This is a genomic window from Pantoea sp. Aalb, from assembly GCF_009829985.1.
Classification (GTDB): Bacteria; Pseudomonadota; Gammaproteobacteria; order Enterobacterales; family Enterobacteriaceae; genus SZZU01.
Genome location: NZ_SZZU01000001.1, coordinates 337,101 through 349,269 on the forward strand (window position 1 = coordinate 337,101; position 12,169 = coordinate 349,269).

Consider the following 12,169-nt stretch of genomic DNA (forward strand, 5'->3'; position numbering starts at 1 on the left):
CAGAATTAATATATAACATTAAATTAATGATCACTATATAATCTTACTATTATTGAATTTTAATATATCAATTTTAATATATCATTAGTATAATCATCATACAATTCAAAGATAATTTAAAATTTATAAATAATATCTTATTCCAATTCTTTTAATAAGGCAATAGATTTCTTTATTATCTTAAATCTATACTACATTTAATATAATGGTCAACTTAAATTTATAAGAGTAAATATTTTTATTAAAAATTTCAAAATAAATTCTTAAAAATAGAATATAATAAATATTATTTATTTTGTTATTTGTCGACAAATATATATACTATTAAATAAAGTAAATAATAAAGTGATTCCGGTAAGTCCAAATACTTTAAAATTGACCCAAAATTCCTGTGATAGCCAAAAGGCAACATAAATATTTAAACTTCCACATAATAAAAAAAATACAGCCCAAGAAATATTTAAGCGTCTCCATATCATATTAGATAACTTTATGTTTTTACCTAAAATGGTTTTAATCACAGGTTGTTTTGTAACATATTGACTATAAATCAAAACTAATGCTAATACGAAATAAATAACTGTAACTTTCCATCTAATGAATTCATCATTATGAAAAATTAAAGTTAAAGTACTAAAGAAAATAACTAAGATAAAAGTAAAAATATTTAGATTATCAATCTTACGATAAAAAATAAAATTTGCAATGACTGATATACCTGTTGTAATCATTAGTGCAATACAAGCAACATAAATATTATATTTTTTATAAAAAACAAAAAATAATATTAATGACAAAAAATCAAAGATTTGCTGCATACAGTTTCCAAAATAGATAATATTATCTTTTTCTAATTGAAAGAATCTAGATAAATTAAAATACTAATATTTAATTTAATGTAAAAGCATATATAATCGATATAAATAAATAATTAATATTGCGTAAGCTAAATTACTAAGCATATTAAGTAGTATTAAACTAATAATAACAGGTATTCCAATTAAAAAGAAAAATATAATTATTATTATAATTTTCATTAATAACCACATTAGTATAGCTGGCATAATAAGTTTAATATTATCAGAAACTAAACTTATACTAGCATATAATGAATCAATTACACTTATATTTTGATTTTTCAATATAATAGGAGCTAATGATAGTAAAGTTATTAAAATAATACCTGGAAATATTAATATCATAAAACCTAATTGTACTATTAATGTAATGAGAAAAGTTTGTAATAATAATTTCGGTAATAAGGGTATAGATAATGTTATAGCACTAAATGAGCTTACCTGTTCTCCTTGAGACGCGGATATGATTAAATATATCATCCCACCTAATAATAAAGTATTACCTATCAAAGCAGCAAATGTACCCATAGCAGAAGCACGTAATAGTATTACATATTGTGCAGGAGATAATTTCTGAATAAATTCAAATAGAGAATGTGCACTGTCATTAGCTTGTTTTAACGATATTAAGTACTCCTGATCTAGCGTTAATATTTGACTTATTATTATAGTAACAACTGATATAAATAATGCCATAAATATAATATTATAAATCTGATAACGAAAAAAATGTATTGTGTCACGATATAATGAACTTGCCGTTATAGACATGTATGTTATTGCTCCTTCAAAACAAAAATACATTGATTTTAACGTATTGAATTTATCTATTACAAGTCAATGCTATTTGAGATAAAATTTCATTTATTAAATACTTTACTTTTTTACAATATATTGATTGTTGCATTTTTCATTGTTCTAACAAACTTTTTTAATTCGCTTAGTAATTCATTTTTATTATTTTTATTAGATTCAATAATCTTTACAATAGCAGAACCTGATATAACTCCTAAAGCTCCTAATTCAATTGCTTTTTTAATCTGCGAAGGTTTAGAAATACCAAAACCTTGTAATGGTGGTGCAGCATGATATTTATGTAATTTATAAATTAAGTTTTTTAACGGAAGTATAGTATCATCTTCTGTTCCAGTAGTTCCATTGCGCGATAATACGTAAGTATATCCACGACCATACAAAGCAATTTCATATAGAAGATGATTATTTGCATTTGGAGGACAAATGAAGATAGGAGCAATATTATTATTCATTGCTACCTGACGAAATGGTTCTGATTCTTCTATAGGTATATCCACGATTAATACAGAATCTAATCCAATATCTGCACATTGTAAATAAAAATCATAAATACCTCTACTTAATATTAAATTTGCGTACATTAATAAACCAATTGGTAAATCTGTATATTTTTGACGGATAATTTTTAACATTTCAAAACAATATGATATAGTAGTACCAGCAGATAAAGCACGTAATGTTGCCCTTTGTATCGTAGGTCCATCTGCTACTGGATCTGAAAAAGGCATGCCTAATTCTAATGCATCTGCACCACTTTCAACCAACGCATCTATAATTGCTAATGAAAGTTCTATATATGGATCGCCTAACATCACAAAAGGTAGAAAAAGACCTTCTTTTTTGATAGATAAATGTTTGAATAATTGATAATAACGTTCCATCAAATTTTTTCCTTAGATTTTAAAATATTATGAACAGTAAAAATATCTTTATCACCACGACCGGATAAGTTTACGATTAATATTTGTTCTTTTTGTACGTTATCTCGAACCATTTTAAGTGCATAAGCTAGCGCATGAGAAGATTCTAATGCTGGAATAATACCTTCAGTACGACAAAGAATTTTAAATGCATTTAAAGCTTCATCATCTGTAATTGATACATATTCTGCTCGACCAATACTATTTAGATATGCATGCTCTGGACCAACAGATGGAAAATCAAGACCAGCAGAAATTGAATAAGAGTTTTTGATTTGTCCTTCTTTATTTTGCATAATCAATGATTTCATTCCAAAACAAATTCCTATTCGTCCGTGATTTATCGGAGCACCATGTTCACCAGTTTTGATACCATGTCCACCAGGTTCTACTCCTATTAATCTGACATTTGTCTCATCAATAAAATCTGAAAACATGCCAATAGCATTTGATCCACCTCCAACACAAGCCAATAATGCATCCGGTAAACGACCTTCTTTTTCTAAAATCTGTATTTTTATTTCTGCGCCAATAATACGTTGGAATTCACGTACTATAGTTGGAAATGGATGAGGACCAGCAGCTGTACCAATCATATAATGTGAGCGTTCATAACTACTACACCAATCACGTAAAGCTTCATTACACGCATCTTTTAAGGTAGCAGATCCATTATGTACAGGAATAACTTCAGCGCCCATTAAACGCATACGAAATACGTTAGGAGATTGACGATCAATATCTTTTGCTCCCATATAAATACGACATTTCATTTTAAGTAATGCACATGCTAAAGCAGAAGCAACACCATGTTGACCAGCACCAGTTTCAGAAATAACTTCATTTTTTCCCATTCGTTTAGCTAATAATACTTGTCCAAGTACTTGATTTGTTTTATGTGCACCACCATGAAGGAGATCTTCACGTTTTAAATATATACGAGTCTTATTATTTTCAATTAAATTAGTACATAAGGTTAATGCGGTAGGTCGTCCAGCATAGTTATTTAATAAATTGGTTAATGTTTCTTGAAATTTTGAATCTCCTTGTGCTTCAATAAAAGCTGTTTCTAGTTGGCGAAGTGCTGGCATTAAAATCTGTGGTACATATTGACCACCAAACTCACCGAAGTAAGGATTTAATAATGTATTCATAATTATATTCCTATAGATTATAGGCATAGGTAGAATTAATTTAAATTATATATAGAGTTAATTTAAATTTAGAACAAAGAAATAAGAAGAGATATATTAATAAGTACGTAATATTCGGAATACCTCAGTAATTTTACTTGCATTTTTAATACCTGGTGCAATTTCAATTCCAGAGTTAAAATCTAATCCAGCACAACCTAATGTACTAGCTTTTAAACAATTATTAATATTGAGCCCTCCACTTAATAAAATTTTGCTCATATCTTGATGTTGTAAAAGTGACCAATCAAAACATTGACCTGTACCACCTCGACCATGGTCAAATACATAACGATCAACATTTTGCCAATCAAGTTTAGGTATACTTCTTTTTATTTCAAATGCTTTCCAAATTTTTACTTCTACTGGTAGTACTTGACGTAATTTATTTATAAATCTTCGATCTTCATTACCATGTAACTGAACAGCAGAAAGATTAAGAGAAATAGTCAACATAACTATTTCTCTTATACTATTATTACAAAAAATACCTACATATTTTAAAGGTGCAGTAGTTACTAGTAACTTAGCTTGCATATGAGTTAATTTTCGTGGTGAAGATCTAACAAAAATCATACCGCCATAAATGGCACCTACTCTATAAGAACTATGAATATCTTCAATACGAGTTAATCCACAAATTTTATTTTCACCTATTAATATTCGACATACTGCAGATCTTAGATCTTTTCTTTCCATTATAGCTGAGCCAATTAAAAATCCATTAGTTATACGACTTAGTTCACGTATTTGGGTATAATTATTAATTCCCGATTCACTGATTATAGTTATACCTGATTTTATTAGTGGAGCAAGATAACGAGTACGATTTAAATTAATTGATAAATCATGCAAGTTACGATTATTAATACCAATCACTTTAGCATTCATTGTAATTGCGCGTTTTACTTCATTTTCATTATTTACTTCAGTTAATACACCCATTTTAAAGGTATGTGCTATTTGAACTAGTTCATTATATTTTTTATCGTCTAGAATGGACAGCATAAGTAAAACTGCATCAGCTTGATAATAACGTGCGAGATAAATTTGATATGGATCTATGATAAAATCTTTACAAAGTATAGGTTGAGCAACCTTAGCGCTCATTTCTGACAAAAAAATAAAATTACCGTGAAAATATTTTTCTTCGGTTAATACTGATACTACTGTAGCATAATTCCGATATACGTTAGCTATAGCTGTTAAATTAAAATTTCTATTAATGATTCCTTTAGATGGAGAAGCTTTTTTACATTCTAAAATAAAGACTGTTTTTTTACTATGAACTATAGTATAAAAATTACGTTTTGTAGGTCTTAACATATTTTTGAAAGTATTTAATGGCTGCTTTAATTTACGCTCTTTAATCCAAATAACTTTATCTTTTAAAATTTTTTCTAAAATCGTTTCTTTAATAATCATTTTATTTTCTTGCTGCAAAAGCTATAATTAGTTCATATGCTTCTCCACTACGAATTACGGCAAGAGCACGTTGAACGTTATCCCTTAAATCTTCATTTCCAAATAATTTCATTAATAATGCTACATTCACTGCAATAGATTGTTCATAAGCATATTTACCTTTACCTTGAAGTACATTTGATAAAATATCACGATTTTTTTCTGGTGTAGAACCATTAAAAAATGCTCCATCGTAAAAATGAAAACCGAAATCTTCTTTTGTTAATTGATAATTAATAATTTCTCCATTTTTCAATTCTGCAACTTGTGTTGGGCCATGAAGAACTACTTCATCAACCCCAGAACCATGTACTACTGCCGCCCGTTGATATCCAAGTTTTTTTAAAGTTTGTGCGACTGGATATATTAATCTAGAACTATAGACACCTATAAGTATAAGAGGTGGACGAGCTGGATTAATTAGGGGGCCTAATATATTAAAAATAGTACGTGTCTTTAATTGATTACGTACTGTTATTGCATTACGAAATCCCATGTGATATTGGGGTGCAAATAAGAAACAAATATTAAGTTCATCTAATGTTTGACGTGATTGTTTAGCTGTCATAAAAAGGTTAATACCAAAGGCTTCTAATAAATCAAATGAACCAGATTTACTAGATATACTGCGGTTACCATGTTTAGCTATCTTAAATCCACAAGCTGCTGCTACAAAAGCACTAGCAGTAGAAATATTTATTAAGTCGTTATTATCTCCACCAGTACCTACGATATCAGCAAAGATATAATCTGGACTGGGAAAAGGTTTAGTATTATGTAAAAAAGCAGAAACTGCTCCAATGATTTCTTCAATAGTTTCACCACGTATTTTCATTGCTATTAATACAGCAGTTAATTGTAGAGGTTCTATTTGATCATTAATAATAGCATTAAATAAATATTCACTTTCATTTTGAGTCAAATTTTGACGATGATAAAGTTTAGCTAAAATATTTTGCATTATCGTAATCTCTTACTTAACTTAAAGCCCAAGTTAATGTTTGTTCTAATAACTTAGTACCTTGAGTAGTAAGAATAGATTCAGGATGAAATTGGAAACCGCACACGCGGTCAAAATCATGACGAACAGCCATAACCATATTGTTATAAATAGCATTAACGATTAACTCAGAAGGCATATTATTTCCTACTAAAGAGTGATACCGTGCTACCGGTAGAGGATTGGTAAGACCACTAAACATAGCTTGTCCATCATGCATAATAGACGATGCTTTACCATGTAAAATTTCACCAGCTTGTTCTACATGACCACCGTAATTTTCAATAATAGCTTGATGCCCTAAGCAAATACCAATAATAGGTATTTTCCCTCGTAGTATCTGTAGCAATGAGGGCATATAACCAGCTTTTTGTGGTATTCCAGGACCTGGCGATAACATAAGAACAGGATTTTCCATGTGCTGAATCTGTTTAAGCAAAATATGCTCTGGCACTTGATTACGATAAATAACTACTTTATGATCAAATATACGTAATTGATCCACTAGATTATATGTAAAAGAATCAATATTATCTAACAGTAGAATATTAGCCATTAAAAAATATCCTCACAGTAATGAGCAGTAGCGATAGCATGTAATACTGCTCGTGCCTTATTACGACTTTCATCTGCTTCAGCTTGTGGATCAGAGTCTAATATTACCCCTGCTCCAGCTTGTACTGTAGCAATACCATTTTCAACCCAAGCTGAACGAATAACTATACAGGTATCTAGATCTCCATGTGCCGTCAAATAACCTACTGCTCCACCATAGCTACCTCGGCGTGTACCTTCTTTTTCAGCTATTAATTGCATCGCTCGTACTTTCGGAGCGCCACTCAAAGTACCCATATTCATGCAAGCACAGTATGCATGTAATACATCTAGATCTTCGCGTAATGTTCCAATGACATGTGATACTAAGTGCATAACAAAAGAATACCGATCTACTTTAGTTAAATTAGAAACATATCGACTACCAGGAATACAAATACGTGCTAAATCATTGCGTGCTAAATCTACTAACATAAGATGTTCTGATAGTTCTTTATGATCGGTACGCATCTCTAATTCAATACGGCTATCAAGATCTCTATCGATTGAACCATTAACTAGTCCTCGTGGTCTAGTACCAGCAATAGGATAGATTTCAATTTGGCGTGAAATCGCATCATATTTTAATGAACTTTCCGGTGAAGCGCCAAATAATGAAAAATCTTGATCTTGCATAAAAAACATATAAGGACTAGGATTATTATTTTTTAATATATCATAAGAGGCTAAAGGTGATGGACAAGGTAAAAAAAAACGACGTGAAGGTACTACTTGAAAAATTTCACCGATACGAATAGCTTGCTGCATATCACGTATTATTCTACAATATTGTTCATCAGTTTGATTAATCATTAACTCCATTCGTTCTAAACGTTTAACTGGTACAGGAGGTGCAGTTTGGCTCATTTGACGTTTTAGCTGTAAAACACGTTGTTTTAGTCTATTAAACTCACTGTTTAATGGGCAAAATACACTAGCTTGTAAATGTGCTAATCGCTGTTGATGATCAATAATTAATAATATTTCAGCTAAGTAAAAACAATAATCTGGACAATTTTGTTGATTACTCAATTTAGGTAAATTTTCAAAAATAGTAACTAGATCATAAGAAAATAAACCTCCAAGTAATATTGCTTCACGTTTTTCAATTGGACTGGTAAATAATTGTAAAATAAGACGTAATACATTAAATACCGAAAGTGATTTTAAACGAGAATCTTCATCATGTACGGTGGATATCGTAGGAAAGTATAATTCACGATGATTAATACTAATATTAATTTTTACAGTAGATGGTAAAACATTATCTAGTAATGGTAAAAGTGTACTGCCGTTTTCTGATAATGCTTGTATTTTTACTCTATTACCTAAAGATGTAATGCGTAGCGCACTATCTACAATAAGCAAACTTTTTAGATTTTGTTTGCTATTTATATCAGATGATTCAAGTAATAGAGTAGATGAACGTGTGCCACATAGTTGATGAAAAACTGTAGCTGGATCTTCCCGATATGGCGCATTAATGTTAATTAGTTTCATTTTATTTTTTCTTGCGTTAGCTAAATGTTACTAAAAACTACTTGATAGGTAGCAGGAAGATGAAAAGATTATTTATATCAAGGTTATAGAAGTGTATGAAGTATTTGCTCTTTAAAATGTATTTAACTAGTAATTAATTGATATTCATGAAGATATTTATAGGTTAAATAAAATATTGATATTATTTCTATTAGGTAAAAGATAATTATCTTTACCTATAATTGATATTTAGTATTAGTGATGGAAAACCTCTATTTACAGTTTTTTTAATATCCTAAAAGAGAATATTTTTCAATTAGATGAAATATTTTTATATAATAAAAAATACTTTATATTATAAATGTCAATTTATTAGCTTTTATTTTTTATTAAATCTAATTCAATATATTACATATTAAATAATCTTCAATTTATAGAAGGCTTATTGATTCTAATTGTTATTTATATAAATAAATCTAATATTTTATAAAAATTAATAGAAATAAATAAAAATTTACGCTAATTATTTATAATTTAATATACAATATTTAATATACGTAGACGTATTAATTTTTATGTAAAGAATTTATATTACAATATGTAATTAATTAAAATGAAAGATTTTTTCACTACTCATAAAGCAAGTGTTTTTAATGATCCTTAAATGTACAAATAAATTAAAATAAACATATTATATATCATATGTACAGTTATAATTGTACATAATATCAAGGTATATTTTATAACAAAAAACTAAAAGTGATATATATAAAATAAATTATTTATTAATTTTATTAAAGAGCATTAATGTGAATGATATTTCAGACTATCTAAGAGATAATATATAAAATAATTGAAATTTTAAAATTCATATTAATTGAATTCAATACTTATTATTGAATTTATTTTTAATTCAAAAGTAAATTGACACATTATATACTAGAGGTATTTATACGGGTGAAAAACCAGTAAATCATTAAACTTGCATTGGATTATTTGTTAATATTTACTAATAAACATTTGATTGCAGTAGGTTTAGTAGGAAGATCAAATATAAATACTTTACGATTATTTAATGTTAATAATAAAAATTGTAAAATTTACATAAATTGATAAAAGTAAAATTTATTGTATATTATTTGAAAATCACAAATTTTTCTAAAAGTAAAAAACTAATAGTATAAAATAAAGTTATTATAAGATAATTATCATGGAATTAGTGACATATAGAAATCAGTTAAATTACAAATCAGTAATCTAAAATCTAATAAATATACATTATAAATATATAAAACTTTTTCATAATTTACTTTTTTAAATAAAATAACATACATTATATATTAATGATAATTTAATACAGTTATTGCGTAAATAAAATATATATAGTCTTTAGGAAAAAATATTATTTTGGTATTTAGGCTGTGCATCAAAACTAATACCAGTTTTGTAACGACTATCGTCACTCATTAAATATAAATATATTGGCATCAAATCAATTGGTCTTTTTAATAAATTACTATTTTCTTGTGGAAAAGCACGTGCTCGCATTTTTGTACGTGTGCTACCTGGGTTTATGCAATTTACGCGTAGCGAACAATTTTTATATTCATCTGCTAGTACCTGCATCATGCCTTCAATAGCAAATTTTGATACTGAGTAAGCACCCCAACTAGCACGTCCGATACGTCCTACACTGGAAGTAGTAAATATTAATGAGCCAGCTTTTGATTTTAATAGAAGAGGAATTAATACTTGTGTTAAATAAAAAACAGCATGTAAGTTTATTTGTATAACTTGATTCCAAATAGTTGGATTAAGTTTAACTAATGGTACAAGATCTCCAAGAATACTTGCATTATGCAAAACACCATCTAAGTGTGGTACACATATAGCAATTTTTTCAGCAAGCTCTTTACAATTTTTTGGATTAGCTTGTTCTAGATCAAATAATAATAAACAGGCAGGAGTTTTATTAAGCTGATCAATTGCTTGTTTAGTATTATGTAATGTTTTAGCATTACGACCTAACAAGATGACGTGTGCACCATATGATGCATAAGTTAAAGCTACTTCACGGCCAATTCCGTCAGAAGCTCCGGTAACTAAAATAATGCGGTTTTCTAGTATATTCAGTTTAGGTTGATAATGCATAACAATATTTTTTTACTCAGATTCTATAAGGTTTTTAGTTTTATGCCCTAATTTATTATTAAATACAAGCTTTATATTTAGCGTTATAAATAATTTAACGCGATGAGTAAGTTTAAAATTTGCAAACAAAAATTAAGTTTTAATAAGGTGGTTAGTACCATGGGTTTCTTATCTAGCTATGGATTATTTCTGGTCAAGTCCATCACCGTAGTGGTGGCCATTGCAGTTACAATAATAATTGTCCTCAATAATGTTATGCTACGTAAATATAAAAATAATGGTCAGTTGCGCTTGATACATTTAGATGAAGAATATCGTCAAATGAAAGAAGATATACAACTGGCAAAAATAAAATCTCATGTAAAAAAAATATGGTTAAAACAACATAAAAAACAAGAAAAGATTAAAATAAAAAATGATAAGCGCAATGCTAAAGTTAATTTAACTGCAAAAGAAAAACCTACTCTTTATGTTATTGAATTTAAAGGTAGTATTGATGCAAACGAAGTTAGTTCTCTTCGAGAAGAAATTTCTGCTGTATTATCAGTAGCAGGACCTGGTGATGAAGTTTTATTACGTTTAGAAAGCATGGGTGGTATGGTACATAGTTACGGTTTAGCTGCATCTCAACTACAGCGATTACGTGATGCTAACATATATTTGACAATTGTAGTAGATAAAGTAGCTGCTAGTGGAGGGTATATGATGGCTTGTGTTGCAAATCGTATTATTGCTGCACCGTTTTCTATTATCGGTTCTATAGGAGTTGTAGCTCAAATACCTAATTTTAATCGTTTACTAAAACGTAACGACATAGATATAGAACTACATACAGCAGGTCAGTATAAGCGGACATTAACATTTTTTGGTGAAAATACTGAAGAAGGAAGAAAAAAATTTTGTGATATTTTAAATGAAACACATCAATTATTTAAAGTTTTTATAAATGAAATGCGTCCATCACTAGATTTAGAAAAGGTTGCTACAGGAGAACATTGGTATGGTCGTCAAGCACTTAGTTTAGGTTTAGTAGATGGACTTGATACAAGTGATGCTTTAATTATTAGAAAAATGAAGGATTTTACTGTACTCGGTGTTCAGTACATACGTAAAAGGAAAATAATCGATAGATTTACTCATAGTGTTAGCTATATTGTGGAACGGTTTTTTATAAAAATATGGGAACATAGTAATAAAACTCTAATATCTAATATAAAGTAGCCCGGATTAAGACCGGGTTTTTATTTTAAAATATATCTTAATAATATAAGAACTATTTTTGAACTAAAACTAAATATTTAGAGTATATTCAATGTATCACTTTATCGATTAAATAATTGAAATTACTAAAAATATTTTTATATAAATTATTTATAATTCACTTCATTTAGTTAATTAATATATTAATAAATATGCTAATTTGTATTTTACGAAATATCTTTTAGTATAATTATTTCTAATAATATTTTTTTATTTTATATTATTGATTGGTAAACATGTTCATATATTTCAATAATTAATATAATTAATGATTTTTTTTGCAATTCATTTTTAAATTAAACTTATTTATTAACTTATAAAATTAGTAATTAAAACTTAAAACAAGCTAGTATCAATGTATTAAAAGTAATAAATTCTATATATCTTGAAGATATTTATTTGTAAATGTAATTTAATATTAGATATTTTTCATTA

At 27.9% G+C, this 12,169-nt stretch carries 10 protein-coding genes; 1 reads left to right on the top strand and 9 read right to left on the bottom strand.

Annotated elements, in window-relative coordinates; all coding sequences use genetic code 11:
- Positions 1 to 290: 290 nt before the first annotated feature.
- The 9 genes from FD728_RS01305 to FD728_RS01345 form a co-directional block, all read right to left on the bottom strand.
- On the bottom strand, positions 291 to 818 hold the full coding sequence (locus tag FD728_RS01305; protein WP_159934033.1) for a septation protein A: 528 nt from the start codon (positions 816 to 818) through the stop codon (positions 291 to 293).
- 75 nt (positions 819 to 893) lie between these two features.
- Entirely contained in the window at positions 894 to 1,628 is a 735-nt protein-coding gene (locus FD728_RS01310; RefSeq protein WP_159934035.1) for a YciC family protein, read from the bottom strand.
- A 113-nt stretch (positions 1,629 to 1,741) separates the two neighbouring features.
- Positions 1,742 to 2,554 carry a tryptophan synthase subunit alpha gene (trpA, locus tag FD728_RS01315; protein WP_159934037.1) on the bottom strand — a complete coding sequence of 271 codons (813 nt, stop codon included), beginning with the start codon at positions 2,552 to 2,554 and terminating at the stop codon, positions 1,742 to 1,744.
- Positions 2,554 to 3,747, bottom strand: coding sequence for a tryptophan synthase subunit beta (trpB, locus tag FD728_RS01320; protein WP_159934039.1), 1,194 nt, complete (start codon positions 3,745 to 3,747; stop codon positions 2,554 to 2,556). The genes trpA and trpB overlap by 1 nt, the downstream gene beginning before the upstream one ends.
- A gap of 96 nt (positions 3,748 to 3,843) precedes the next feature.
- Positions 3,844 to 5,211, bottom strand: coding sequence for a bifunctional indole-3-glycerol-phosphate synthase TrpC/phosphoribosylanthranilate isomerase TrpF (gene trpCF / locus FD728_RS01325; protein ID WP_159934041.1), 1,368 nt, complete (start codon positions 5,209 to 5,211; stop codon positions 3,844 to 3,846).
- A 1-nt stretch (position 5,212) separates the two neighbouring features.
- Positions 5,213 to 6,211, bottom strand: a complete 999-nt coding sequence (trpD, locus tag FD728_RS01330) for an anthranilate phosphoribosyltransferase (RefSeq protein WP_159934043.1) — start codon at positions 6,209 to 6,211, stop codon at positions 5,213 to 5,215.
- 16 nt (positions 6,212 to 6,227) lie between these two features.
- Entirely contained in the window at positions 6,228 to 6,806 is a 579-nt protein-coding gene (locus FD728_RS01335) for a gamma-glutamyl-gamma-aminobutyrate hydrolase family protein (RefSeq protein ID WP_159934045.1), read from the bottom strand.
- Positions 6,806 to 8,344, bottom strand: a complete 1,539-nt coding sequence (locus FD728_RS01340) for an anthranilate synthase component 1 (protein WP_159934047.1) — start codon at positions 8,342 to 8,344, stop codon at positions 6,806 to 6,808. The genes FD728_RS01335 and FD728_RS01340 overlap by 1 nt, the downstream gene beginning before the upstream one ends.
- A gap of 1,368 nt (positions 8,345 to 9,712) precedes the next feature.
- Entirely contained in the window at positions 9,713 to 10,474 is a 762-nt protein-coding gene (locus FD728_RS01345) for a YciK family oxidoreductase (RefSeq protein WP_159934049.1), read from the bottom strand.
- 159 nt (positions 10,475 to 10,633) lie between these two features.
- Between FD728_RS01345 and sohB the strand changes: the two genes are divergently transcribed.
- Entirely contained in the window at positions 10,634 to 11,695 is a 1,062-nt protein-coding gene (gene sohB / locus FD728_RS01350) for a protease SohB (RefSeq protein ID WP_159934051.1), read from the top strand.
- Positions 11,696 to 12,169: the final 474 nt, after the last annotated feature.

What these genes read in the sequence shown, in the direction of transcription:
- FD728_RS01305 (WP_159934033.1), bottom strand. Translation starts at nt 818, where the DNA reads ATGCAGCAAATCTTTGATTTTTTGTCATTAATATTATTTTTTGTTTTT.
- FD728_RS01310 (WP_159934035.1), bottom strand. Translation starts at nt 1,628, where the DNA reads ATGTCTATAACGGCAAGTTCATTATATCGTGACACAATACATTTTTTT.
- trpA (WP_159934037.1), bottom strand. Translation starts at nt 2,554, where the DNA reads ATGGAACGTTATTATCAATTATTCAAACATTTATCTATCAAAAAAGAA.
- trpB (WP_159934039.1), bottom strand. Translation starts at nt 3,747, where the DNA reads ATGAATACATTATTAAATCCTTACTTCGGTGAGTTTGGTGGTCAATAT.
- trpCF (WP_159934041.1), bottom strand. Translation starts at nt 5,211, where the DNA reads ATGATTATTAAAGAAACGATTTTAGAAAAAATTTTAAAAGATAAAGTT.
- trpD (WP_159934043.1), bottom strand. Translation starts at nt 6,211, where the DNA reads ATGCAAAATATTTTAGCTAAACTTTATCATCGTCAAAATTTGACTCAA.
- FD728_RS01335 (WP_159934045.1), bottom strand. Translation starts at nt 6,806, where the DNA reads ATGGCTAATATTCTACTGTTAGATAATATTGATTCTTTTACATATAAT.
- FD728_RS01340 (WP_159934047.1), bottom strand. Translation starts at nt 8,344, where the DNA reads ATGAAACTAATTAACATTAATGCGCCATATCGGGAAGATCCAGCTACA.
- FD728_RS01345 (WP_159934049.1), bottom strand. Translation starts at nt 10,474, where the DNA reads ATGCATTATCAACCTAAACTGAATATACTAGAAAACCGCATTATTTTA.
- sohB (WP_159934051.1), top strand. Translation starts at nt 10,634, where the DNA reads ATGGGTTTCTTATCTAGCTATGGATTATTTCTGGTCAAGTCCATCACC.